Source organism: Mycobacterium sp. 1245801.1, assembly GCF_001673055.1.
GTDB lineage: Bacteria > Actinomycetota > Actinomycetes > Mycobacteriales > Mycobacteriaceae > Mycobacterium > Mycobacterium europaeum_A.
Genome location: NZ_LZKY01000141.1, coordinates 1 through 24,793 on the forward strand (window position 1 = coordinate 1; position 24,793 = coordinate 24,793).

The 24,793-nt window shown below is 69.0% G+C and carries 24 protein-coding genes and 2 pseudogenes; 9 read left to right on the forward strand and 17 right to left on the reverse strand.

The annotated features are described in order from the left end of the window. The 3 genes and pseudogenes from A5622_RS08470 to A5622_RS08480 all read right to left on the reverse strand — a co-directional run. Positions 1-208 (reverse strand): annotated as a pseudogene (locus A5622_RS08470) (hypothetical protein); the annotation flags it as partial. A gap of 180 nt (positions 209-388) precedes the next feature. Then, positions 389-1,621, reverse strand: a complete 1,233-nt coding sequence (locus A5622_RS08475) for an MFS transporter (RefSeq protein WP_066862511.1) — start codon at positions 1,619-1,621, stop codon at positions 389-391. Between the two features lie 134 nt (positions 1,622-1,755). Next, a complete protein-coding gene (locus A5622_RS08480; protein ID WP_066862508.1) occupies positions 1,756-2,046 on the reverse strand; it encodes a metal-sensitive transcriptional regulator in 291 nt (96 codons plus the stop codon). Between the two features lie 118 nt (positions 2,047-2,164). On the opposite strand from A5622_RS08480, the gene ilvD reads away from it, so the two are divergent. Further along, complete coding sequence (ilvD, locus tag A5622_RS08485) at positions 2,165-3,877, forward strand: dihydroxy-acid dehydratase (RefSeq protein WP_066862505.1); 1,713 nt, start codon at positions 2,165-2,167, stop codon at positions 3,875-3,877. Between the two features lie 70 nt (positions 3,878-3,947). Here the strand turns inward: ilvD and A5622_RS08490 are convergent, their stop codons facing one another. Then, entirely contained in the window at positions 3,948-4,388 is a 441-nt protein-coding gene (locus A5622_RS08490) for an SPW repeat protein (protein WP_066862502.1), read from the reverse strand. 162 nt (positions 4,389-4,550) lie between these two features. Here A5622_RS08490 and A5622_RS08495 point away from each other — a divergent pair, with 162 nt between their 5' ends. After that, entirely contained in the window at positions 4,551-5,534 is a 984-nt protein-coding gene (locus A5622_RS08495; RefSeq protein WP_066877870.1) for a nitronate monooxygenase, read from the forward strand. A 4-nt stretch (positions 5,535-5,538) separates the two neighbouring features. Here A5622_RS08495 and A5622_RS08500 read toward each other — a convergent pair whose 3' ends face one another. Then, complete coding sequence (locus A5622_RS08500) at positions 5,539-6,192, reverse strand: O-methyltransferase (RefSeq protein ID WP_066862495.1); 654 nt, start codon at positions 6,190-6,192, stop codon at positions 5,539-5,541. A gap of 157 nt (positions 6,193-6,349) precedes the next feature. Here A5622_RS08500 and A5622_RS28020 point away from each other — a divergent pair, with 157 nt between their 5' ends. Next, positions 6,350-6,496 carry a metallothionein gene (locus A5622_RS28020; protein ID WP_067124138.1) on the forward strand — a complete coding sequence of 49 codons (147 nt, stop codon included), beginning with the start codon at positions 6,350-6,352 and terminating at the stop codon, positions 6,494-6,496. 42 nt (positions 6,497-6,538) lie between these two features. Here the strand turns inward: A5622_RS28020 and A5622_RS08505 are convergent, their stop codons facing one another. The 4 genes from A5622_RS08505 to A5622_RS08520 all read right to left on the reverse strand — a co-directional run bounded on the left by A5622_RS08505 (position 6,539) and on the right by A5622_RS08520 (position 10,778). Beyond that, complete coding sequence (locus tag A5622_RS08505; RefSeq protein WP_066877889.1) at positions 6,539-8,614, reverse strand: beta-glucosidase; 2,076 nt, start codon at positions 8,612-8,614, stop codon at positions 6,539-6,541. Positions 8,615-8,658: 44 nt separating this feature from the next. Then, a complete protein-coding gene (locus A5622_RS08510) occupies positions 8,659-9,171 on the reverse strand; it encodes a TIGR04338 family metallohydrolase (RefSeq protein ID WP_066862492.1) in 513 nt (170 codons plus the stop codon). Beyond that, on the reverse strand, positions 9,168-9,917 hold the full coding sequence (locus tag A5622_RS08515) for a DUF2786 domain-containing protein (protein ID WP_066862489.1): 750 nt from the start codon (positions 9,915-9,917) through the stop codon (positions 9,168-9,170). The genes A5622_RS08510 and A5622_RS08515 overlap by 4 nt, the downstream gene beginning before the upstream one ends. Positions 9,918-9,983: 66 nt before the next feature. Then, positions 9,984-10,778, reverse strand: coding sequence for an alpha/beta hydrolase (locus A5622_RS08520; RefSeq protein ID WP_231997748.1), 795 nt, complete (start codon positions 10,776-10,778; stop codon positions 9,984-9,986). On the opposite strand from A5622_RS08520, the pseudogene A5622_RS08525 reads away from it, so the two are divergent. Together A5622_RS08525 and A5622_RS08530 are read left to right on the forward strand one after the other, a co-directional pair. Further along, a pseudogene (locus A5622_RS08525) lies at positions 10,771-11,905 on the forward strand (sigma-70 family RNA polymerase sigma factor). The gene A5622_RS08520 and the pseudogene A5622_RS08525 sit on opposite strands and share 8 nt — an antisense overlap. A 13-nt stretch (positions 11,906-11,918) precedes the next feature. Then, positions 11,919-13,328, forward strand: a complete 1,410-nt coding sequence (locus A5622_RS08530) for an alpha/beta hydrolase domain-containing protein (RefSeq protein WP_066877872.1) — start codon at positions 11,919-11,921, stop codon at positions 13,326-13,328. Here A5622_RS08530 and A5622_RS08535 read toward each other — a convergent pair. Beyond that, positions 13,325-14,458, reverse strand: a complete 1,134-nt coding sequence (locus A5622_RS08535) for a dihydrodipicolinate reductase (RefSeq protein WP_082994555.1) — start codon at positions 14,456-14,458, stop codon at positions 13,325-13,327. The two genes, A5622_RS08530 and A5622_RS08535, sit on opposite strands and share 4 nt — an antisense overlap. Before the next feature lie 128 nt (positions 14,459-14,586). Between A5622_RS08535 and A5622_RS08540 the strand changes: the two genes are divergently transcribed. The 4 genes from A5622_RS08540 (at position 14,587) to A5622_RS08555 (ending at position 18,851) form a co-directional block, all read left to right on the forward strand. Next, positions 14,587-15,411 (forward strand): MarR family transcriptional regulator, encoded by an 825-nt coding sequence (locus A5622_RS08540; protein WP_369829229.1) that lies wholly within the window; start codon positions 14,587-14,589, stop codon positions 15,409-15,411. A gap of 25 nt (positions 15,412-15,436) precedes the next feature. After that, the gene (locus A5622_RS08545; RefSeq protein WP_066877878.1) at positions 15,437-16,162 is read left to right on the forward strand and encodes a pirin-like bicupin family protein; all 726 of its coding nucleotides are present in this window, start codon (positions 15,437-15,439) and stop codon (positions 16,160-16,162) included. A 58-nt stretch (positions 16,163-16,220) separates the two neighbouring features. After that, positions 16,221-17,663: a YhgE/Pip domain-containing protein gene (locus A5622_RS08550; protein ID WP_066877881.1), complete on the forward strand. Its 1,443-nt coding sequence runs from the start codon at positions 16,221-16,223 to the stop codon at positions 17,661-17,663. Between the two features lie 105 nt (positions 17,664-17,768). After that, positions 17,769-18,851, forward strand: coding sequence for a phosphodiester glycosidase family protein (locus A5622_RS08555; RefSeq protein ID WP_066862467.1), 1,083 nt, complete (start codon positions 17,769-17,771; stop codon positions 18,849-18,851). Here the strand turns inward: A5622_RS08555 and A5622_RS08560 are convergent. The 7 genes from A5622_RS08560 to A5622_RS08590 form a co-directional block, all read right to left on the reverse strand. Further along, positions 18,844-19,545, reverse strand: a complete 702-nt coding sequence (locus A5622_RS08560; protein WP_066877883.1) for a YoaK family protein — start codon at positions 19,543-19,545, stop codon at positions 18,844-18,846. The genes A5622_RS08555 and A5622_RS08560 overlap by 8 nt on opposite strands. A gap of 16 nt (positions 19,546-19,561) precedes the next feature. After that, positions 19,562-20,341: a mammalian cell entry protein gene (locus A5622_RS08565; RefSeq protein WP_066862460.1), complete on the reverse strand. Its 780-nt coding sequence runs from the start codon at positions 20,339-20,341 to the stop codon at positions 19,562-19,564. Beyond that, positions 20,308-20,862: a mammalian cell entry protein gene (locus A5622_RS08570; protein WP_066862520.1), complete on the reverse strand. Its 555-nt coding sequence runs from the start codon at positions 20,860-20,862 to the stop codon at positions 20,308-20,310. The genes A5622_RS08565 and A5622_RS08570 overlap by 34 nt, the downstream gene beginning before the upstream one ends. Continuing rightward, a complete protein-coding gene (locus tag A5622_RS08575) occupies positions 20,859-21,830 on the reverse strand; it encodes an RDD family protein (protein ID WP_066877885.1) in 972 nt (323 codons plus the stop codon). Before A5622_RS08575 ends, A5622_RS08570 begins: the two co-directional genes overlap by 4 nt. Continuing rightward, positions 21,827-22,585 carry an Mce protein gene (locus A5622_RS08580; protein ID WP_066877887.1) on the reverse strand — a complete coding sequence of 253 codons (759 nt, stop codon included), beginning with the start codon at positions 22,583-22,585 and terminating at the stop codon, positions 21,827-21,829. The genes A5622_RS08575 and A5622_RS08580 overlap by 4 nt, the downstream gene beginning before the upstream one ends. Next, positions 22,555-24,105 carry a virulence factor Mce family protein gene (locus A5622_RS08585; RefSeq protein ID WP_066862448.1) on the reverse strand — a complete coding sequence of 517 codons (1,551 nt, stop codon included), beginning with the start codon at positions 24,103-24,105 and terminating at the stop codon, positions 22,555-22,557. The genes A5622_RS08580 and A5622_RS08585 overlap by 31 nt, the downstream gene beginning before the upstream one ends. After that, on the reverse strand, positions 24,099-24,793 hold a 695-nt coding region (locus tag A5622_RS08590), incomplete at its 5' end, for an MCE family protein (protein ID WP_232002913.1). The genes A5622_RS08585 and A5622_RS08590, both read right to left, overlap by 7 nt.

Here is a 24,793-nt window from a genome sequence, read left to right on the forward strand (position 1 = left end):
GGACTGCGAGCTGGCCGACGACGTCGGTGCGGGCACCGGCCTGTTCACCCGCACGCTCGTCGGCCGGGGGCGGCGGCGCGAACGGGTCGGGCGGCGCGGGTGGTGCGGGCGGAGCCGCGACCGCGCCCGGGTCAGCGGGGGCCGGGTCCGGATCCGCCAGTGCGGGAGCCGCACTCAGCACCAGCGCCAAGCCCACGACGGACGCCAAGCCGGCGGTGTTCAGAGCGGCGAAGAGGCCCTTTCCGGTCCTGTCCCTCGTCCTGCCCGACATACGCATACCTCCACTCGTGTTCTCGACACAGTGTGGCATAGGGCATGCGCCAGCTACCGTCAGCCGCGGCTGAACCGGGCCCGAGAGCAGCGCTGATTGCGTGGTTGAGCTGGGCGGCTATGAATCGGGTGAGCTTGTCGGAGCAACATCCAGCATCCGCCGGTTGGCCACGATGCCGGCCAGGGCGACGGCCATCAGGGCCGCCGACGCGGTCAGCATCATCGTGACGCTGCGCTCGAAGAGCAGGCCACCGGCCAGCGAGCCGGCCATGATGCCGACCTGGAACGCGGTGACGTAGAGCCCCGACGCGCCGTCGGGGTCGTCGGCCCCGTTGCGCATCGCGGCGGATTGCATCATCGGCGAGACCGCGGTGGCCATCGCCCCCCACAGCACGATGGCGGCGGTCCCGATCAGCGCGGTGGCCACGCCGGTCCGGCCACCGATCGCCAGGGCGGTCAGCGCCACGAAGGCCGCCGTCAACCCCGTGATGCACAGGATGATCGCGCTCTTGGGCCGGTGGTCCAGCGGCCGGGCCACCAGCGGCAGCGACAGCAGGCCGGCCAGCCCGTAGGCGGCCAGCACGAAGGCGAGGTTCGGCCCGCGCACCCCGAGCACGTTGCGGATGACCTCGACGATGTAGGTGTAGGAGACGAAATGACCGGTGACGGCGATCATCGCCAGCACGCTGACGAGGATCAGCCGCGGGTTGCGGTGGTGTCGCGACCGCGGACCCACGTGGGCGAGCTGGTCGGAGGTGAGCACCATCTCCGGCAGCATCAGGCGGGCGGCGACCGTGACGGCGGCGGCCGCGACGGTGACGCACACGACGGCCAGGCGCCAGCCCCACATCAGGCTCAGGGCCGCGGTCAGCGGGCTGCCCACCACCAGCGCCAGGCTGGTGCCGACGTAGATCGACATGGTGGCGCGCCCGGCGTGGCTGGGCGGCACCAGCCGGGTGGCGATCGGTGCGATGACCGCCCACAGCAGGCCGTGGGTGATCGCGCAGAGCACCCGCCCGGCGGCCAGCACCGCGAAACTGGGCGCCAGCGCCGAGATGACCTGTGAGGCGGTCAGGCAGCTCAGGCTGAGCATGAGCGCACGACGCCGGGGCCAATGCGCGGTCCAGCGCACCAGCGGAAACGTCGTCAGCGCCGCCACGAAGGCATACCAGGTCAGCAGCGTGCCCACCGCGAACAGGCTGACGTGCAGGTCGCGGGCGATGGCCGGCAGCGCGCCCACCGGCAGGATCTCGGCGGTGACGTAGGTGAACGCCGCGGCCGCCAGCACAGCCAACTGAGCCGCGATCCGTGGGGTCCACGTTCGCGCGGCAGCATTAATTTCGGCAGTCATGGCGTCTGTATCGGCCGGACTACCCACTTCCTGGGTTGTCGCGCCTAATGCGATCACACTGCCTTACCGTACGGACCGCAACTACGCCTCCCCCTGAATCAGGGCCGATACGCAGGTCTCAACTGCGTCACCGATCAGGAACGAACCAGCCGCGCAATCGCGGCGGAGGCCTCGTCGAGCTTGGCCTGGGCGTCCTCGCCGCCTTCGGCGACGGCGCGGGTGACGCAGTGGTTCAGGTGCTCGTCCAGCAAATTCAGGGCGACCGAGCGCAGGGCGCTGTTGACGGCGCTGACCTGGGTGAGGACGTCGATGCAGTACTTGTCCTCCTCGATCATCCGGGCGATCCCACGGACCTGGCCCTCGATGCGCCGCAGCCGTTTGGCGTAGTTGTCCTTCTGCTGCGAGTACCCGTGCTCGTCGGTCATCTGCCACCCCTGCTCACTCGGCCGCCCGTCGGCGGCATCACGCCGGACTCCAGCTTATACCCCAGCGGGGTATCACCCCGGAAACGGGCATCGCGACTGGCCAGCGCATACTTGAACAATGCCCACCACCGATCCGGCCACCACCGCCGACATCAAGCCGCGTAGTCGTGACGTCACCGACGGCCTGGAGAAGGCCGCCGCCCGGGGCATGCTGCGGGCCGTAGGCATGGGAGACGAGGACTTCGCGAAACCGCAGATCGGGGTCGCGTCGTCGTGGAACGAGATCACCCCGTGCAACCTTTCCCTGGACCGGCTCGCCAAGGCCGTCAAGGAGGGCGTGTTCTCGGCCGGCGGGTATCCCCTCGAGTTCGGCACCATCTCGGTGTCCGACGGCATCTCGATGGGCCACGAGGGCATGCACTTCTCCCTGGTGTCGCGCGAGGTGATCGCCGACAGCGTCGAGACGGTCATGCAGGCCGAGCGCCTGGACGGCTCGGTGCTGCTGGCCGGTTGCGACAAGTCGCTGCCCGGGATGCTGATGGCCGCCGCACGGCTGGACCTGGCCTCGGTGTTCCTCTACGCCGGCTCGATCCTGCCCGGCGTCGCCAAGCTGTCCGACGGCACCGAGCGCGAGGTCACCATCATCGACGCGTTCGAGGCGGTGGGTGCGTGCGCCCGGGGCCTGATGCCGCGTGAGGACGTCGACGCCATCGAGCGGGCGATCTGTCCCGGCGAGGGCGCGTGCGGCGGCATGTACACGGCCAACACGATGGCCAGCGCCGCCGAGGCGCTCGGGATGTCCCTGCCGGGCAGCGCGGCGCCGCCGGCGACCGACCGCCGCCGCGACGGGTTCGCCCGGCGCAGCGGTGCGGCCGTCGTCGAATTGCTGCGGCGCGGCATCACCGCCCGCGACATCCTGACCAAGGAGGCGTTCGAGAACGCGATCGCGGTGGTGATGGCGTTCGGCGGCTCGACCAACGCGGTGCTGCACCTGCTGGCCATCGCCCACGAGGCCGACGTCGAACTGTCGCTGGACGATTTCAGCCGGATCGGGTCGAAGGTGCCGCACCTGGCCGACGTTAAACCGTTCGGCCGCCACGTGATGTCGCACGTCGACCACATCGGCGGCGTGCCGGTGGTGATGAAGGCGCTGCTGGACGCCGGGCTGCTGCGCGGCGACTGCCTGACGGTGACCGGCGCGACCGTGGCCGAGAACCTGGCCGAGATCGCCCCGCCCGACCCGGACGGCAAGGTGCTGCGCGCGCTGAGCAATCCCATCCACCCGACCGGCGGCATCACCATCCTGCGCGGATCGCTGGCGCCCGAGGGCGCGGTGGTCAAGTCGGCCGGTTTCGATTCCGACGTGTTCGAGGGCACCGCAAGGGTTTTCGACGGCGAACGGGCCGCGCTGGACGCGCTGGAGGACGGCACCATCACCAAGGGTGACGCGGTGGTGATCCGCTACGAAGGCCCCAAGGGCGGTCCCGGCATGCGCGAGATGCTGGCCATCACCGGCGCCATCAAGGGCGCCGGTCTGGGCAAAGACGTGCTGCTGCTGACCGACGGCCGGTTCTCCGGGGGGACCACCGGCCTGTGCGTCGGCCACATCGCGCCCGAGGCGGTCGACGCCGGGCCGATCGCCTTCTTGCGGGACGGCGACCGGATCCGCCTGGACGTGGCCAACCATGTCCTCGACGTCCTGACCGATCCGGCCGAATTCGAGGCCCGCCGCAGGGATTTCACCCCGCCGGAGCCGCGCTACAAGACCGGGGTGCTGGCCAAGTACGTGAAGCTGGTCAGCTCGGCCGCGATCGGCGCGGTCTGCGGCTGATCGCCGCCCCGGGCCCCACCGCGCCGGCCCGGGACCGGCGAATTGCCTTGCTGCTGAACCGAGTTCGAGGCTACGCGTGCGTGCCCGCCGCGCGGGTGCGCATGCCGAAGTAGGTCGCGTTGAGCCCCAGGAACGTCAACAGCGCCCCCGCAACGACATTCGACCACGTCATGCCGGAGGTCAGCGTGACGCCCGGCAGGATCCACGTCGACACGATGACCCACACGCCCAACACCGGTAGCGTCCAGGTCATGCCGTGTGCACGATCCAGCGTCGTCGCGAACCCGTAGGCCAAGAACGCCACCGCGATCCCGACGATAAGGTCGGACGTGGCAAGCGATCCCGTCCCGTTGAATCCGATGATCCACGGCGACGCCGCCACGTACAGGCCCGTCAACAGGACCAGCCCGAAGGTGACATGCGCACTCATCGACTCGGCAACGCGCTCGTAGCGCGCGCGAAGAGCCAACAAATCGGGGTGGTGATCGATTGATGAATGGACTGTACTCATTTTGTGACCTTTCTGTTATGCGACAAGCCTTTTGAGCGTTGCCGCACCCATCCATCTGCCGTCCAGATTACGCTCGCGCGCCGTGGACCAGCAACGAAAATTGACGCCCCGGCAAGCCCGGGAGGTGGGGCGATTTCGGCGACCCGCGTAGCGTCTTGAGGCATGGACATCGCGGACCGGCTTCGCCTCGATGTGCCGATCGGCCAGGCCGGCATGGGTGGCGGGCTGGCGGGCGCGGCACTGGCGGGCGCCGTCGCCGCGGCGGGCGCACTGGGCACGCTGGGCATCGACACGTCACGCCGGCTACGGGCTTCGATAGATGAAGTGCGAGAACGGGCCCCGGGCCGCGCCGTCGCCGTGAACCTGCTGGTGCCCTTCGTCCATCGCCGGCACGTCGCGGTCTGTGTCGACGCCCGGGTGGACGCGGTCGTGGTGGCGTTCGGCGAAAAGCGGGGGCTCGTCGAGCACCTGCGTGAGGCGGGGATCTTCGTGTTCGTGATGGTGGGCACCGAAGCGGCGGCGCGGGCCGCGATCGCCTGTGGCGCCGATGGTTTGATCGCGCAGGGGCGCGAGGCTGGGGGCCATCTCGTCGGGACCATGCCGGCTCTGGAGTTCGTGCCGCCCGCCCTGCGCGCGGCGGGGACGCGCCCGGTGTTCGTGGCCGGTGGCATCGCCACCGCCGCCGACACGCGCGCCGCGCTGGCCGCCGGCGCCAGCGGCGTCATAGCCGGCACCCGCTTCCTGCTGACGCACGAGGCCAACGCGAACCGCGCGTACCAGCAACGAATCTTGCAGGCGGACAGGACGATCGAAACCAACCTGTTCGGCCTGAGCTGGCCGTTGCGCCACCGCGTCGTGCCCAACGCTGCCACCCGCCGCTGGTGCGGCGAGGACGGGCAGGCCAGGCCGCTGCCCGCCGCCCTGAACGCGATCAGCCGCCCGCTGTCGGCGCTGGGCTATTTCGACGCCGGGCCGTTGATGCGGCTGCAGTCACCGGCGCTGCCGTTTTTCACGCCGCTGGCACCGGTGGCCGGCGTGCCCGATTCCTGGCTGGACAGCGCCGCCCTGTACGCCGGCGAAACCGCCTTGCGGATAGACGAACTCACCTCCGCCGGGCAAGCCGTGGCCGACCTGGACCCGCGCTGACGCCCTACCGCACCACGGCGAACGCGAAGCCGTCCCAGTGCTTGGCGCCCACCGTCTGGAGCACGGCCGTGTCCAGCCGCGGATCCTCACCCATCGCCTGCAGGGTTTGGCGCACCGCCTGCGCTTGAGCGTTGGACTCCGGGTCGAGGATCTGGCCCTGCCGAATCACGTTGTCTGCCACGATGATCGCGCCGGGACGGGCCAGCCGCACCGCCCAATCGAGGTAGGCGGGGTAGTTCTCTTTGTCGGCGTCGATGAAGATCAGGTCGAAGGGGCCGGTCACCGTCGGCAGCGTGTCCAGTGCGGCTCCGACGATCACCTCCACCCGGTCGGCGAGACCGGCCCGGTCCAGGTTGGTGCGCGCCACCTCGGCGTGCTTGGGCTCGTATTCGAGCGTCACCACCCGCCCTTGCGGGCCGGCGCCGCGCGCCAGCCAGATGGTGCTGAAACCGCCCAGCGTCCCGAGCTCGAGGATGTTGCGGGCACCGACGGCACCGGCGAGCAGGCTCAAGAACTTTCCCTGCTGCACCGACACCGCGATCGGCGGCAAGCCGGCGGCGCTGCTGGCCTCCAGGGCCGCGGTCAAGGACGGATCGTCGTCCACCACCGTGCTGTCCAAGAATGCGTCGACGTCTTTGGGGGTTGGTTTCTCGGTCATGGCGCCCACGCTAGCCGCGGCCGCCGACGACGGCATCGAGCGGCGGGGCGGTATCGCACCGGTCGCGACTCCTTGCGTATACCCATGGGGGGTATATAGTGAGGGTGCGGTCGACCCGCACCGCAAGAGTCACCACAACGAGAAAAGGGTGAATTAAATGGCAACATACGAGGCCGGGACCGAGTTGACGTGCGGTCACGAAGGCTGCGGCTGTCGCGTCCGCATCGAGGTCCCCTGCCACTGCTCGGGTTCGGGTGAGCCGTACCGCTGCACGTGCGGCGACGCGTTGACCCCCGTCAAGTAATCCGTCGGGCCGGTCGTGCGTTCGGGCGTCAGCCCGCGACACTCATCGCCCGAACGTACGGCCGGTCAGCTCGACCGTGGCGTGCAGGCGCATCGCGATCGCCGACGCGCCCACCGCCACCGCGTAGGAGCCCGGGTCGATCCGCCAGCGCCCGACGCCGCCGTCATAGCGGGCGAGCAGGCGCGGATCCGCCTCGAGGGTCACCCGCCGCGTTGCACCCGGCTCGAGCTCGACGCGCTCAAACCCCAGCAGCCGTAGACACGGCTTTCCGGCCGCGGCCGTCAGGTAGAGCTGCGGTACATCCGCCCCGGCACGGTCGCCGACGTTGATGACGCTGAAACTGGCGCTGACGGTCTGTTCGCCACCGACCACCAGGTCATGGTAGTCAAACCTGGTGTAGGACAAGCCATGACCGAAAGCGAACATCGGGTCGTGGCCACACCGGGCAAACCAGCGGTAGCCGACGTCGGCCCCTTCGAAGTAGTCGATCGTGGTCTGTGTCCCCCACGGTTCCCCCGCGCCGGGCAACTGCGGGCGCGGCGTCTGGGCCAGATCGGCCGGGAAGGTGATCGGCAGCCGGCCCGAGGGATTCACCTCGCCGCTCAGGATCTCCGCGACGGCACGAGCGCCGGCCTGGCCCGGAAACCATGCTTGCACAATGGCATTCACCGAGCCCCGCCACGGCATGTCAGCCGGATTGCCGGTCTGCAGGACCACCACGGTGTTGGGGTTGGCGGCCGACACCGCCGTGATCAGCTCGTCCTGGCCCCACGGCAGCGAGAGGTCGGCGATGTCGAACCCTTCGCCCTCGGCGCGCACGGCGAATACGATAGCGATGTCGGCCGCCGCCGCCGCGCGCACCGCCTCGGCGCGGCTGATGCCGGGATCGAACTCTATCTGCGCGTGCGGCAGCCGCTTTCGCAATTCTTCCAGCGGGCTCGACGGCAACAGGTACAGGTTGCGCAGCGCGGCCTCCAGCCCTGGGCCGCCGATGGGCACCACGCCCGCGTAGCCGCCCGCCGGGACGACGGTGCTCGAACCGTAGCCGGCCGGCACGCCCAGGTGCGCAAACCCGCCGATGACGGCGATGCGCGCGTTCGACTCGGCCGCCACCGGCAACAGCCCGCGGTTGGTCAGCAGCACCGTTCCCTGGCGCGCTATGCGCAGCGCAATCTCGTTGTGCGCGGCCAGATCCGGCGCCGGGGCCGTATCGGTGCGCTCGGCTCCGACGGCGAACATGGATCGCAGGATCCGGCGGACCATGTCCGACAGGCGTTGCCTGGGCAGCCTGCCGTCGGCGTAGGCGTCGCGCAGCGGCGCACCGAAGGACTCGGCCTGCCACAGCAGCGCGTCGATCTGGGCCCCGCACTCCTGGTCCAGACCGGCCAGGGCGCACTCCCAGCTGGGCGTGGCGCCCCAATCGGACATGACCCAACCCCGGTACGCCCAGGCGCCCTTGAGCACGTCGTTGATCAAGGCGGAGTTGGCCGCGGCGTAGTCGCCGTTGACCTTGTTGTAGGCGGTCATCACGGCGCCGGGCTGTGCGCGCTCGATCGTCAATTCGAAAGCCAGCAGGTCGGATTCGCGGTGTGCGTCGGGGGCGATGACGGCGTTCAGGAAGTGCCGATTGGTTTCGTTGCAGTTCAGCGAGTAATGCTTGACCGTCGAGATGACGCCGTGTTGCTGGATGCCGCGGATCGACTCGGCGGCGATGGTGGCGGTCAACAGCGGGTCCTCGGAAAGGTATTCGAAGTTGCGGCCGTTGCGCGGGTCGCGGGCCAGGTTCATCGCGCCGGCCAGTTGCACGTTGAACCCGCGGCTGCGGGCTTCGCTGCCGATCACGTCGCCGGCGGCCCGGGCCAGCGGCGGGTCGAAGGCCGCGGCCAGCGCCAGTCCGGCGGGCAGCGCGGTGGCCGTGTCACCCGGGCGATAGCCGGGATTGGTGACGCCCAGCCCGGCATCGCTCATCAGCAACGCGGGCACCCCGAGGCGGGGAACGCCGGGCACGTATCCCGCGCACATCGGCGCGTTAGCGGGGATGCGCTCGTCACGCACCGGCCACATGTCGCCGGCCCCCATCACCGAGACCAGCAGCGCGAACCGCTCGTCGTCGGTCATCCGGGCTTCGACCTCGCGCGCCCGCGCGTCGGGATCGGGCCGGCTCACCGCACGCCCTCTTTGGCGTAGACGACGCGCAGCACGTGCCCCAGTTCCGGTCCCATCACCAGCTCCGTCAACTCACAGATCGTCGCCACGAACTCGGGGCCGTGCGGCGGCTCGGCCTGGCACAAATGATGCGCCACTTCGTGCAGCATCACCAGCTCGCGCAGCGCCCAGTCGGCGGTGTCACGATCGGGCACCGCGATAACGCCTGTGCCGTCACGGTTTTCGTAGTGCGCGGCGGTGGCGGCCCGTCGCGCACGGACCCGCAGCGGCGACACACCCGGCCACCGTTGCCGCACCGCCGCCAGCCCCAGCACGTCGTCCACATAGCGCTGCGCGGACTCCACCGAGCCGAAACGCCCCTCCGGCGGCAGCGTCAATTGCGTGCCGAAGAACTCCACCACCGGGGTGCCATGCTGGGCGGCACGGTCGAACAGCGTCCGGACGAACTCCTCAGCCGCATAAACCTTGGAGCGTTGAGAATCCCGCGGTGGGGGCTTCCCCGCGCTCACCCGCTCAGCGCGCTCCGCGCCCCGGGCAGTTCGGGGCTGTTGCCGAGCCGCGCTCGCTTGCCGGCCCGGTCGCCCGCGCGTCGCGCCGCCGACGAATACCCTGCCGACGCCCGGCTGGCCTGCCAGGTGCCCCGCGCCTTCGACGCGCCGCGGTAGTAGTCCACCAGCTCGACTTCCTTGTCCCGCAAGGCAATGGCGGTGCCCGGCGACCGGCGGCGATCCTTGGTGGCTTCCTGGCGGGCCTGGTCGCGGGCCTCGGTCAGCCGCTGGCCGACCCGTGCCCCGAAGGCCAGCTGAAAGTTGAGTCGGGCGGTGATCGTCGGCGTGGGACGATGCGCACCCGAGGCCAGGTAGGCGTCCGACGCACGGACCATCTGCACCACCAGGCTGGCGTACAGGGCGTGGCTGGCGTCGATGTCCTCGACGAACCCGTAGGCGTACACGAACGTCGAATTCGAGGCCACGTCACAGCGCACGTCGTTGGCCGCGGCGATCAGCACGAACAGCTGCACGTAGGTGCGTAGCCCCTTGGTGCCCGCCGCCCCGATGGTGATCGTGCGCTGCGTCGGCGCCTGCGCCGCCGACCGCTGGGCCGAATGCGAGCGTGCCACCGCCAGGTCGATGGACGCGGCCGTCGCGAGCCGCTGCGCGGCGGACATGAACGCATCGGCTTCGTGGCTGTTGTCGGTGCCTTCGGCCTGACGCAGCAGCGCGGCAATGCGCGACAGCATTTTGTCGTCACTCACGGCGACGCTCCTCCCCATCGCTTGGCTCTGTCGCCAAAGTACGGGAGCCGGCTGACACGCCCCGCCTCACAGCCGAGCGGTGATCCAGGAGACCACATCGTCGAGCACCTGCTCGCGCTCGGGCTCGTTGAAAACCTCGTGGTAGAGCCCCGGATAGATTTTCAGCTCCACGTCAGCAGATCCCACGCACTCCACCAGGCGACGGCTGCCGGCGACGGCGACCAACCGGTCCTGTTCCCCGTGCACCACCAGCAGCGGCGCCGTCAGGGCCGGCGCCCGCTGCGGCATCGTCTCGCCGACCAGCAGCAGCGCGCGACCGATGCCGGCCGGCACCTTGCCGTGGTACACCAGCGGGTCCTCTTTGTAGGCGGCCACCACCGCGGGGTCCCGGGAGATGGCGTCGACGTCGAGTTCTTGGGCCGGCAGTCCGGGCACGACGGCGCCGAGCACTTTGGCGGCCAGCCCGAGCAGCGGCGACACCTGATCCTGGGCCGCCACCGCGGGACCCGACAGCACCATCAGGTCGTAGTTGTCCGGGCGTTCGACGCCATAGGCGAACACGATTCCGCCGCCCATGCTGTGCCCCAGCACGATGCACTTGAGCCCGTGGTGTTCCCGGGTGGCGATACCGACCAGGGTGTCGAAGTCGGCGGTGTACTCGTGGATGTCACGCACCAGCACCCGCTTACCGCCCGAGCGGCCGTGCCCACGATGGTCCAGCGCGTAGGTGACCAGGCCCGCCTCGCCGAAGCGCTTCGCGACGTGGTCGTAGCGGCGGGCGTACTCCCCGAGACCGTGTGAGAGCACCAGGACCGCGCGCGGTGCGGTCTCGGGCGTCCAGACGTCGTAGACGATCCGCACGCCGCCGTACCCGTCGAAACTGCGTTCGCTGCGGTTCACTCGGGGGTCCTAGTCATTACGGGCAGCGTAATGGCTGCTGATGTGGGCCGCGCGCCCCGACACTGCGTAGGCTCATGCGGATGAGCCTTCTCGCGCAGAACTCTGAAGGTGACCCGGTGGCCAACGCAGATTTCTCGGCGCACGCCGAACCGTACCGGCGCGAACTGCTGACCCACTGCTACCGCATGACCGGGTCGCTGCACGACGCGGAGGACCTGGTGCAAGAGACCCTGCTGCGGGCCTGGAAGGCGTACGACCGTTTCGAAGGCAAGTCCTCGATCCGGACCTGGCTGCATCGCATCGCCACCAACACCTGTCTGAGCGCGCTGGAGGGACGCCAGCGCAGGCCGTTGCCGGTCGGGTTGGGCGCGCCCAGCTCGGACCCGACCGCCGAGCTGGTGGAGCGCCGCGAGGTGCCGTGGCTGGAGCCGCTGCCGTCGCTGACCGAGCATCCGGCCGACCCGTCGGTCGTGGTCGGGTCGCGCGAGTCGGTGCGGCTGGCGTTTGTCGCTGCGCTGCAACACCTTCCACCCCGGCAGCGGGCGGTGCTGCTGCTGCGTGACGTGCTGGGCTGGCGCTCGGCCGAGGTGGCCGAGGCGGTCGGCACCACCACAACCGCCGTCAACAGCCTGCTGCAGCGGGCCCGGTCCCAGCTGGAGGCCGTCGGGCCCAGCGCCGAAGACCCACTGGTGCAACCGGATTCGCCCGAAGCCCAGGACCTGCTGGCGCGCTACATCGCGGCGTTCGAGACCTATGACATCGATCGGCTGGTCGAGCTGTTCACCGCGGAGGCCGTCTGGGAGATGCCGCCGTACACCGGCTGGTACCAGGGGCCGCGGGCCATCGTCACCCTCATTCACCAGCAATGCCCGGCGGAGGGCAGCGGGGACATGCGCATGCTGCCGCTGGTCGCCAACGGCCAGCTTGCCGCGGCCATGTACATGCGCGCCGGCGACGTCCACGTCCCGTTCCAGCTGCACGTGCTGGATGTGCAGGGCGGGAAGGTATCCCACGTGGTGGCGTTCCTCGACGACGCCTTGTTCGTGAAATTCGGGCTGCCCGCTTCGCTGTCCGCGGGCCAGAGCTGACAGGACCGCCGCGATGACGAACGCCACCCAGGTGACGCCCATCCCCGGAAAGCCGGCGCTGCTGCTGAGCGCTTTCGACCTCGCCGACGTGGGCTACACCGTCGAGGAGTTCTTCGTCTGCGCCACGGCGTCCTGCTACGCCCCGGCAGGTGAACCGGCCCCCGACGGCCGATGGGACGTAACCCCCTCGGGCTCCGCCGATTACACGACCCGCATCGTGGCGCTGACGCCGACCGATTCGGCCCGGTTCAACGGGACGGTCCTCGTCGAGTGGCTCAACGTCAGCGGTGGCATCGACGCCGCCGCGGTATGGATGATGGCGCACCGCGAAATCATCCGCGGCGGTTACGCCTACGTCGCGGTGTCGGCCCAGCGGGTGGGAGTCGAGGGCGGCGACAACATGCTGGGTGCTGACATGTCGCTGAAAAGCCAGGACCCGCAACGATACGCGGACCTGCAGCACCCCGGCGACGCGTTCGCCTACGACATCTTCGCCCAGGTCGGCGGCCTGCTCAGAAGCGGTGAACACGGCGCCGTCCTGCGCGGCCTGCCCGCCCGGCGCGTGATCGCGGTGGGCGAATCGCAATCCGCGATGTTCCTCACCACCTACATCAACGCCGTCGACCCGCTGACCCCCGGCTACGACGGCTTCCTGGTGCACTCCCGGTTCGGCCCGGCCGCACCCCTGGACGGCGGCTCGATCTTCGCCGAATCCGTTGCACGGCAGGCGGTCCCGTTCCGTCCGGACCTGCGCGTTCCGTTGCTCGCGGTCGTCACCGAGACCGACGTCTTCGGCGGCCCACGCGACGGCTACTACTTCGCCAGGCAGCCGGACAACGAACGGCTGCGGGTCTGGGAGATCGCCGGGGCCGCCCACGCCGACAACTACACGATTCAGGTGGCGTTCATCGACAGCGGCTCGGCACCGCTGGAGGCGATCGTGGCCGGCTACGCGCCGACCGACGTGTTGATGGGCCAGCGACTCGCGCACTACATCAACTTCGGCCCCCAGCATCACTACGTGGTGCAGGCGGCGCTCGCGGCGCTGAACGCCTGGGTCGGCACCGGCGAGCCGGCCCCCCACGCCGATCCGCTCGAGGTTCGGGAAAGCGCCGGGCCGCAACCGGTTCTGGACGGCAACGGCCTGGCCCGCGGTGGCATCAGGACCCCGTGGGTGGACGTGCCGACCGCCAGGACGTCGGGTCTGGGCGGCCAGGAGAGCATCATGTCGGCGATCTTCGGCTCCGGGGAACCCTTCGACGCCAACACGATTCGGCGGCTCTACCCGGGTGGGCGCGGGCAGTATCTGGATAGCTTCACCGCGGCCCTCGACGCGGCGATCGGCTCCGGGTTCATCCTGGCGGCCGATCGCGCCGAGATTCTGCAGCTCGCCGCCGCGACGTATCCCGGCGAGCCGGGCTAGAACAACCGGCTGTCCGGCGGCGGACCCGGCACCGGGCGCAGCAGTCCGGCGCCGGTGATCAGCGGCAAATCCAGCGCGGACAGCAGCCCGGGCGGAGCCGCGCACACCGCGGGGATGGCGTTGACCATCCGCGACGCGCCGGCGATGCGGGCACCCAGGTCATGGTCGGCGTCCTCGGCCATCTCGAACTCGCACCGCATGCTCGGGGAGCCCTCGATCTCCACCCGGTACAGGCCGCGTCCGGACGCCTGCCCGTAGCCGAGGTCCTTCGGCGGGATCGAGATGTGCGGCTGCGGCCAGTCCGGGGCGATGTCGTCACGCATGCGGGTCACGTGGTCGAGCACGAACGTCGGCTTCCCGTCGACGTACCCGGTGAGCGTCGAGCGCATCGCGGCGATGGTCCCGGCCGCGATGTGACCGGTGGGCGTGTCGAAGGATTCGGGGGACGGCACGCGCTCGTTGCTCTCCTCGATGTCGTCGATCTTGACGCCCAGCCCGGCCGCCAGCTGGTGCAGCACCGGCCCCCAGCCGAAGGTGAACATTCCCGGCTGCGCCGCGAACGCCTGATATTCCGGCGGCTGGCCGAAACCCAGGATCTCGTAGACGGCGGCCCTGTCCGGATAGGTGGCATAGTTGAACATCTCGGTGACACGCACCGACTCGATCACCCGGGAGACTCCCGTAAGGACCAGCGGCAGAACGTCATTGGCGAAGCCGGAGTCGATACCTGTGGTGAAGAACGAAACGCCGCCGTCGAGGGCGGCTTGCCGCAGCGGAGCGGTGAAGGCGGCGTCAAGCCCGTCCGGAAAGACCAGCGGCACCACCGAACACGACACCACGTTCTTGCCCGCCCGCAGGATCGACACCATGTCCGCGACGGCCTCCAGCGGCCGCAGGTTGGCGCCGGCCGCGTACACCACCGCGTCGGCGTCCCCCGCCAGCAGGGCGGCCGGATCCTGGGTCGCCCGCACCCCGACCGGCGCGATGCCACACAGCTCTCCCGCATCGCGGCCGGCCTTCGCGTCGCTGTGCACGACGAGGTCGACCAGTTGCAGCTCCGGATGGTCGATCACCCCGCGCAGGGCGATCACGCCCATCGAACCGGGCCCCCAAACTCCCACCTTGAACACGACTATCTCCTAATATTAGGACTTATATCCTGGCATTTTGGACGGATCGTAAGGAGGTGGCGGTGGATACGTCAATGGCCGCGACCCGCGGCGACTCGGGCGCCAAGTCGCCGCCCACCGCGCGGGTGATGGATATCCTTGCCGCCCTGGCTAATTCACCGCACGGCCGGACCTCGGCCGAGCTGGCGAAGAGCTGCGCGATCAGCACTTCCACCTGCGCGCTGGTGCTGGCCGAGCTGGAACGGAGGGCCTGGGTGTCCCGGCGGGGCGATCGTCGCTACGTGCTGGGCAGCGGGCTGTTCGGACTGGTCCACGGCTTGCGGCGACAATTCCCGCTGCTCGACCGCGGGCGCGACGCGCTGCGCTTCCTGCACGACACGCTCGGCGCGGGCTGTTCGATGTCGAAAATCGGTGCCCGGCATTTGACCACGGTCGACGCGGTCGGCCACGGCACCGACGGCGAGCACGCCGTGGGGCAGCGCTTCCCCATCGACCCGCCGTTCGGTCTGGTGGCCATGGCCTGGCGCGACGACGACTCCGTCCGAGCGTGGTTGCACCGCGTGACACCCCGGCTCACCCGCACCGAGATCGCCGAGCACCAGCGGGTGCTCGCCGATATCCGCGCCCGCGGCTACGGCGCATGGCGGTTCGACGACACCCACCGGTCGCTGCACACTCGGCTCGCCGACGTGCTGGCCTCGCTGGAGCCCACCGCCCAGGTCACCCGCCAGCTCACCACCCTGATGACGATGGTGACCCTGCAGTCAGTTACCCACTCGCTCGAAACAGACCTCGCCACAACGGAATTCGTCGTCCTGCCGATATTCGCCCACGATGGCCAGCCCGAGTACCAGATCGAGATCCACCTGGGTCACTCGACCGGGTTGACCATGCCGGAGCTCGACGCCGCGCTTCGGCAGGCCCAAGGTCTGCTCACCGACCCGGTGACCTGACGCCGCCCACGATTAGATTGGGGTCATGTCAGCCACCACCGAGATCAGGAGCGCGGCGAGCCGGGCCGTCACCACCACCGGATGGCTGACCTCCCGGCACTCCTTCTCCTTCGGCGACCACTACGATCCGGACAACACCCACTTCGGGCTGCTGCTGGTGAACAATGACGACATCGTCTCGCCCGGAACGGGATTCGACACCCACCCGCACCGGGACATGGAGATCGTGACCTGGGTGCTGCGCGGCGAGCTGTCGCATCACGACTCCGCCGGCAATCGCGGCGTGATCTATCCCGGTTTGGCGCAACGGATGTCGGCCGGCAGCGGGATCCTGCACTCCGAACGCAACGACTCCCTTAGCGAGCCAGTGCATTTCGTGCAGATGTGGGTGGTGCCGGACGAGGCGGGCGTCGATCCGAGCTACCAGCAGCACGAGATCGACGACAAGCTGATGGCGAGCAATCTCGTGACGATCGCCTCGGGGAGGCCCGCGCACGACGCCGCGATCACCCTGCACAACCGCAACGCCGCGCTGCACGGAACGCGGTTGCCGGCCGGGGCATCGGTAAACCTTCCGCGGGCCCCCTACCTGCACCTCTTCGTCGCCCGGGGCCAGGCCGTCATAGAGGGCATCGGGGACGTCGACGAGGGTGACGCGGTGCGCTTCACCGACGCCGACGGCCGGCGCGTCACCGCGCGCGAGCCCGCGGAACTGCTGATCTGGGAGATGCACGCGAAGCTGGGCGACTGAGGCCGTAGAGGGTCGGCGGGCCAGCCCATAAAGTGGGCACGACAGAACAGGAGTCGGCATGCCTCACTCGCACCCGCAGCACGCGGCGCCCAACCCCAACCGGAACGTCAAGGCGGTCCGCACCGTGCGATTCTGGGCGGCCCCCCTGGTCATCACCCTGGCGCTGATGGCGGCGTTGTGCGCGCTGTATCTCGGTGGCATCTTGAACCCGACCACCAACCTGCGTCATTTCCCCATCGCGGTGGTCAACGAGGACGCCGGTCCCGGCGGCGCACAGATCGTCGACCGGCTGGTCAATGGGTTGGATAAGAACAAGTTCGACGTCCGCGTGCTCTCCCGCGACGAGGCCCGCCGCCAGATGGACACCGGCCGTGTCTACGGCCAGGTGCTGATACCGCCGAGCTTCTCGTCGTTGCTGCGCGACTTCGCGGATAGTGCGGTCTCGCCGGCCCGCGCGGACCGCCCGTCGATCACGGTTTCCACCAATCCGAGGGCCGGCACGCTCGGCGCGAGCATCGCCGGTCAGACCCTCAGCACGGCGATGGGGATGGCCAACGGCATTGCCGGGCAACGGGTTATGGCGGAGGTAGCCGCGCAGACCGGTGGCGCACCGCTGGCCGGCGCGGCGCAGGTGGGCCTGAGTGCCCCCATCGACATCCAGTCGAACGTGTACAACCCGCTGCCGAACGGCACCGGCAACGGCCTGTCGGCCTTCTATTACGCGCTGTTGCTGTTGCTGGCCGGTTTCACCGGCAGCATCGTGGTGAGCACGCTGGTGGACGCGCTGCTCGGTTACGTGCCCGCCGAATTCGGGCCGGTGTACCGGTTCGCCGAGCAGGTCAAGATCTCCAGATTCCAGACGTTGCTGCTGAAGTGGGCCATGATGGTGCTGCTCGGGCTGCTCACCTCGGCGGTGTACCTGGCGATCGCCGACGGGCTCGGCATGCCCATCGATCACGGCTGGCGGCTCTGGGCGTTCGGCGTCTTCGCGATCGCCGCGGTGGGCATCACGTCCAGTTCGTTGCTCTCGGTGCTGGGCACGGCCGGAATGCTGGTCAGCATGCTCATCTTCGTGATCCTCGGGCTGCCGTCGGCCGGCGCGACGGTGCCGTTGGAGGCGACGCCGTCCTTCTTCCGCTGGCTGGCCGAATTCGAACCGATGCACCAGGTCTTCCTCGGGGCCCGGTCGCTGCTGTACTTCGGCGGCCGTGGCGATGCGGGGCTGACGCAGGCGTTGACGATGACGACCATCGGCGTCGTCGTCGGCCTGCTGCTCGGCGGCATCGTCACTTACCTGTACGACCGCCAGGGCTTTCACCGGATCCCGGGCGCGGTCGAACTGGCCATCGCCCAGGAGCACCAGTCGAAGCACCAGACCCGCCGCGGCAAGCGCGCCGAACCGGCGGCCGCCGTGCCCATCGCTACAGAGCCATCCGGCGCCGAGCCCACCGCTACCCAGCCGGCCGCCGGCGATCACGAAAGTCCAAGCGAGCAAGCGTAATTCGGGCGTGGCCCTATCGTCACCCCACCGTGACCTTTGTTGACAGTGTGACTTATGGGGCTGATGATGTTTATGTTGCATTAGTTCCGGGCGGAAAGGGCTACCGTGCTGACCCGACGCGCCAGCTTCCGCCGGCTGGCAGCGTCGTGCGCCGCCCTCGTCGCCTGTTTCACCCTGGCCGTCACCTCCGGGCAGCCCCTCGCCCGCGCCGCCGACGGGCGCGATCTGCTCGCCAATGCCATCGGCAGCACCCGCGGTTCCTACCTGGTCTACAACTTCGGCCCCGGCCATCCCGCGCCGATGCTCAACGCCGGCGGCAGCTGGTATGAGATGGACAACGGCGGGCACCTGATGATCATCAAGAACGCGGCGGGGCGCCTGTCCCCGCATCTGCTGGTCGACACGCATCGCGGCGATCAGGCCCGCTGCGAGAACAACCCCGGGGCGCGCACCGGCGAGGGTCTCTGGCAGGCCTCCGAGCTCTACGCACCGCTGCAGGCGTGGCAGCGCATGGGCCAGCCGACCATCGCCATCAACGCCAACTTCTTTGACGTCCGCGGGCAGAAGGGCGGCTCGTGGCGTCAGACCGGCTGCAGCTCACCGCTGGGCGCCTTCGTCGACAACACGCAGGGCCAGGGTCGCGCCAACCAGGCGGTCACCGGCACCGTCGCCTACCCCGGCAAGCAGGGTCTGTCCGGTGGCGGTGAAAGCTGGAGCGCGCTGTCGACGATGATCCTGCCGTCCGGTGGTGCGCCATATGTGGTGTGGCCCAGGACAAAGAGCGACTACGACGCCGCCACCCCGGTGGTCGCCGACCTGCTCAACAAGAACGAGAAGTTCGTCGCGGTCTCGGGCATCGGGCTGTTGGCGCCCGGCAACACCGGGCAGCTGCACGACGGCGGACCCAGCGCGGCCCGAACGGCGTTGGCCTACGCCCGGCAAAAGGACGAGATGTACATCTTCGAGGGCGGCAACTACACCCCGGACAACATGCAGGACCTGTTCCGCGGGCTGGGCAGTGACAACGCGGTGCTGCTCGACGGCGGCGGCTCGTCGGCGATCGTGCTGCGCCGCGACACCGGGGGCATGTGGGCCGGCGCCGGATCACCGCGGGGATCATGCGACACCCGGCAAGTGCTCTGTGATTCACACGAGCGGGCGCTGCCCAGCTGGCTGGCGTTCAACTAGTAACGGGCGCTTCGGTTTTCGCCGCCGGCGGCCCGAAGCGGAAGATCAGCAGGCTGGTGGCGATCACCGCCGCGGTGACAACGAACACCGGGGCGATCACGTATCTCGACATCGTCGCCCCGAAGAAGGCGCCGGCGCACATGGTGGCCACGACGCCGGTGCGCAACCGCTGTCGTTCGCCGGTGCCTCCGGCCAACCGACTGTCCAGTCCGAGGCTGACGATCGTCGACGTGAGCACCGTGGTGGAGAGCTCTTGGATGCCGAACTGGCGCGCGCTGGAGTGTTGTAGACCGAACGTCACCGCGAGCATGCCGATCATGATCAGCTTGGAGGTCGCCTGATAGCGCAGCACTCCCGTGCCCGCCAGAACCGCGAGCGCCAGCAGCAGGACGATTTCGATCGTCAGCACCGTGGTGATCCATGTCCGCGTCCGCAGGCCGAAATACCGCGCCAATCGGCCGCTGGCGATCGTGGTGCAGACGAAGGTCGGCAGGGCGACCGCGACGGCGGTCAGGTCGATGATCGTCCTTGGGGCCAGCCAGAATCCGAGGAAGATCACGTTGCCGGTCATGTTGGCGACGAACACGTGACCGAGCACCAGGATGCTGATCGAGTCGGCCAACCCGGTGGCGAAGGTCAAGAGCAGCAACGCCGCTACCGTCCATCGCTCGGAGACCGGTGACGTGACAGCCATGCGCCCGGACTCGCCGCTAAACCTTGGGCGTCAGATCCAGCGACGTGATCGTCGTCATCCTGGTCACCAGCCAACGGTTGTCGGAACGTTTCAGGAACAGCCGGTAGGACAGGTACTTCAGCGACGGGACGTTCTTGGTCAACGGGCTGGTGGACGTCGTGTTGGTGTAGACGATGACCACGGCGTTGGAGTCGTCGAGGGTTTCGACCGCGGCGCCGGTCACGTCGGTGTGGTTGGTGATCTTGGCCTGCTTGTTGGGAGCCACGATCGCGTCGACGAATTTGCGGTACTGCGCCTCGAAATCGCCACTGAGATACCGGGATGCGCGATCGGCCAGGGTGTCCATGTTTTCCGGGGTGTACGTCCACAGCGTGGTGATCGCATTGGCGGCGGTCCGCGCGACGTTGAGTTTCGTTGCGGCGGTGGCCCGGTCGGCCAGGTACGGCTGCAGCATCGCGCCGGCGAACGCGGCGGAACCGACGAACAACAGGGCGGCGATGGCGGAAACGGCGGCCCAGACCTTTGCGGTGCGCCGGTTCTTGCGCGCGGCGGTACCCTGCGGCGCGTCGGCCACCCGCTCCGCGTCCTCGTCGTCGGTGGCCCCGTCATCAGCGCTGTCCGGTGCGGCCGCGTCCCGGTCGGTGGCCTCGGATTCCGTTGTGGCCTCGGCCTCTTCGTCGTGGCGCTCCGGGCGGGCCTGGTGCGTCGCGTCCGTCGCGTCGTTCGCGTCGTCCCCGGAGGCGGCCGGAGTCCGCTCGGCGGTCACATCACCTGCTGCAGGTTGCTGATCTTCCACTTGTTCCCTTCCTGCGTCGCGGTCGCCGCCCATCGATTGGCGTTCTCCAACACCTGCTTCTCGTCCGGCGACTTGGTGCTGATCGCCGTCGCCACCATGACGTTGGCGCTGCCGTCGTCGTTCCATCGCTCCAGGCCGGCATCCAGGACCGTGCCGGTGGCGGGTTCGGCCCGGGCGACCTGCAGCAGGATCTCGTTGGCGTTCTTCTCATACTGCTTGGCGAAGTCCCCGGTCGCCTGCGCCAGGATCCGGTTCACGTAATCGTTGGCGTGAAAGGGATCGATGGAGATGAACTGCGTCATGAACCCGGTCACGTAGGTCAGCACCTCGCGGTCCTTCGACGCGGCCCGCGCCCGGATTTCGTGCGAGACGAGCATCAGTGTGCAGGCCGTGATCGCCACCACCATGAGCGCCGCGGCGACCGTGCCGGCCAACGGCAACAGCCATGGCCGCCCGGCCTCGACCGGGCGCGCGATGAGCAGTGGCCGCTCGCCGGGCGCAAATCTGCGGCGGGGACTCACTTGCCGCTCCCGGGCTGCTTCGGCTTGGTCAGCACCGTGAGATCGTCGACGCGCCAAGCGTTTCCGGGACCCTTGGCAAATACCACCCGCACCGTCGCGCTGATGTAGCGCTGCTCGGGCCCGACGCCCCGTCGACCTTGCATGAAGATCAACATCGTTGCGCTGGACGGGGCGGCCGATTCAATTGAACTGTTGGTGACCCAGTACTCGTTGATCACCGGGTGCCCCTTTTGCACCAGGTCCTGCTGGGCCGACAGCTGGGGCCGATACTTGTCGGTCGCCAGCGACAGCGCCCGGGCAAAGTCGTCGTGCAGCGACTTAGGGTCGTAGGTCAGCATCTGGGCGACGATTTTGGGCCCCTGCGTCGCCAGCTGGGCGCGGGTCTGGTCGGTCACCCGGTCCTGCCAGAACCCCCCGAAAAAACTCATCGCGACCCCGGCCAGGCAGAGCGCCGCCGCGCTTAGCACCGCGACCGCGCTCCAGCGGCGGACGTGCGGCGGCGACGCGTCCGGTGGGAGGCGCCGCACTTCGGTGCGCGCCAGCATGTCGGCGAACGTGCGACGGCGCGAATCCCACAGGGGCCAAAGCCATCCCACCACCGACGCGGTGTCGAGCAGGTGGGCGACATCGCGCAGCAGCAGGGTCCAGGGGCCCGGTGCGTCTCCGGTGCGGCGCGTCACCGCGACGCCCGCCAGAGCGCGGCCCAGGCTCCACCCGGTGATCACCGGCAGCAGCAACCGGTTGGCCAGCACCAGCAGGGTGACGACGCCCAGGACGGAAATGCTCAGCCACCACCACGCGCCCTGGGCCGGCACGGTACGCAGGACCAACGCCATCGTGACGATGACGGCGAGGCCCGCCACCGCATCGACTGAGAAGGCGATGACGCGAGAATGCCACGGCGCCAAGGCTTCCCGCGGTGACTCCTGAATTGCCCGGGGCGCAGTCTGTTCGACCACCACCGTCACTTCGTCACCTGGTCGAGCTTGGAAATCTTGTACTGCCCTTCGGCGAACGCCATTTTCACGCGCAGCCGGTAGCCGGCCTCGTTCTGGTTCTGGTCGCTGGCCACCTTGACGCGCAGCGCGACGAGAATGTCGATCGACCCGTCTCGGTTGTTGCGCTCGACCGCCGCCCGGACGTCCGACACCTGAACATGGATGTTCGCGGCCTGATACGCCTGCACCAGCATGCTCGTGTACAGCAGCGCCTGCGAGCGGAAGGCGTCGGTCCCACAGTCGACGATCTTCTGCTCGCTCGCCGTCATCGCATTGGTGTCGGGCGCCTGGGTCGCGGAGACGCATTCCACCGCCGCCTTCAGCGCCAGCGCGTCGTTGCGCGCCATCTGTTGGCTTTGCTGGTGGTAATGCAGCGCGAGGTAGCCACCGGCCCCGACGCCGGCGGCGCACAACACCAGCACAGCGGCGATCGCGGCCAGCCACCCGCGGGTCACCCGGGACGGACGGCGCTGGGCGGCGGCGACGGCGGATTCGGCGGCTGCCGGGTCGTCCGCCGCCGTGCCCTCGGACTCGGACTGGTCGGCCTCGGCGTCGGCACCGGCGGCATCGTCGGTGGATTCGGTCGGATCCGCGGAGGCATCCTGCGGACCGGTCTGCTCGGCTCCGTTCTCGGGTGCCGCCGAATCCTCGCTCTTGTCCTGGGTGGTCAACGAATCGTCCGTGTCGATGGGGTTCAGCCGGCTGGCGCCAGCATCTCCTTCCATCCATCGTCTCCTGTTCTGGTCGAGTTCTCGACGGAGTATTTAACTCCGTCTGGCCCTACCAGTTCACCGCTTTGGGGACTGTAGATCGCCGAGGGAGGCCCGCTGGGTTTGTAGACACAGGGGTTGGGCTGCTGGCCATTGCACTGCACGGTACCCGACCCCGGTCGGGACAACGGATCGCTGGTGGGCGGGGGTGTGCCCGCCACCCGGTCCGAGGGCGCCGGGTTGAGTCCGTTGTCCACCGACGGCGCCGGGATCACCATGCCCGGCTTCACCGGCTGATCACAGCGCGCCGCGGGTGCGGGGCAGGTCAGAATCTGGTTCGGGTCGCCGTACCAGGGGTTGGTACCGGCCGGCACATACGGCTTGGGGTCGCGGCATTCCCGCGGGGTTGCGGCCCGTTTGCCCGGAATATCCGTGCACGGGATGTTGCGCGAGCCGCGCACGCTGTTCGCCGGTGTCTCCATCGGGATCTTGCAATACGTGCCGGTGGGCAGCGGTTGGATGCTGGTGTCGGCCGGGGACCGCCACTCCGACGCCGGAATGAAGCCGGTCAGGCAGGGCGGCGGCTGGTTGATCGACAACGCCAGGTCCAGGGCCGCCATGTTCGGGAACGGCGCCGCCACCGTCTGGGCGATCGACGCACCCTGCGGCAGGAACACCAGGACCTGCTCGACGCCGGTGTGGTAGCGCTTGAGCAGGTCGAAGACGACCTCGAGGTTGGCCAGCGTCTGGGGCAGCGAATCCTTGACGTCGTTGAACACCGAGTTGACCTGGTCGGCCGTCGGCGCCGCCTGCCGCAGCAGGCTTCTCAGGTGCTGGTCCTCCTGCGCGGACTGCGCGCCCAGCCTGTTCAGGTTGCGCGCCCAGCGCTCGATGTTGTCACTCGATTTCACCTGGCTGTCCAGCACCGGCCCGGAGTTCTGGATGATGTCGTTGACGTCGGTGATCTGGTTCTTGAAGTCGCCGACGATCGCCTGGGTGGCGTCGACCAACCGCTGCAGGTTGGGACCCAACCCGCCGACGGACTGCGCCGTCTCGTCGAGGAGCTTGCCGATCTTGTCCTTGGGCAGCACCGACAGGCCGCGGTTCGCCGTGTCCAGGGCCGGCCCGATCTCGGCGGGCACGGTGCCCTTCGTGATCGTCTGTCCTTCCGCCAGGTACTTGCCGGGGTTGCCGCTCGAGGTCAGGTCCAGGTACTGCTCACCGACCGCCGACACGGAGTGCACGTTGGCCGTCGCATCGATCGGGATCTTGTAGCGACTGTCGATGCTCATCGTCGCCTTGGCGCCGTGCTCGGTCGGCTCGACGTCGGTGACCTTGCCAATGGTGATGCCGCGGTAGGTGACGTTGGCCGTGGGATACAGCCCGCCCGAGGCCGGCAGGTCGGCCTTGAGCGTGTAGCGGCCGATGCCCACCAGGCTGGGGATCTGCAGGTAGTAGATCCCCAGCACGAGCAGCGAGATGACGGTCAGGATCCCGAAGGCGATCAGCTGGCGTCGGATGAAGGGAGTCAGCAATTCCTGTCCCCCCTTTCCACCAGCGGTCCACCCGGTGCGTCATTCGGGTTCGGCGTGTAACGCACGTCCGGGATCATCGTCTCCGGGTCGCGCCCAAACGACTGCTCGAGTGCCCGCAGGGCTCCCGACAAACCTGTCCCGGTGAGGAACGCGTTGTCGACGGCGCTGTAGGTCAGGTCGAGCGTCAGCGAGATGTTGATGTAGTCGCCGCGGAAGATCTTCGGGACCGTGTCGATGTCGAACGGCTGGGTGAGGATCAGCTTCAGCGCGCCGATCAGGTACGGCGAAGCCCGGCCGAGCTCCTTCAGCGGGCACTGCAGCGCCTGCAGATCGGTGTGCAGCGGCCCGCGCGCCTCCGACAGGTATTGGTCGGCGGCCTGGCTGAGCCGTCCCACTGAGTCGACGGCGTTGATCAGCAGGTTCCGGGTGTCGGCGAAATGCTTGATCAGCGGCGGGATGTCGGTGAGCACCCGATCCAAGACGTCGGCGCGGCCACCCACGTAGGTCAGCAGCCGGTTGGTCGAGTCGATGGCGTGCGTGATGTCGTCGCGCTGCTGGTTGAGCTGGTTGGTGAAAGTGTCCAGCTTGCCGAGCAGCGCCCGGATCGCCTCGCCGCGCCCATTGAAGATGTTGTAGACCTCGTTCTGCAGCACCTCCAGGTTCGGGATGCCGCCGCCGCGCAGGATCA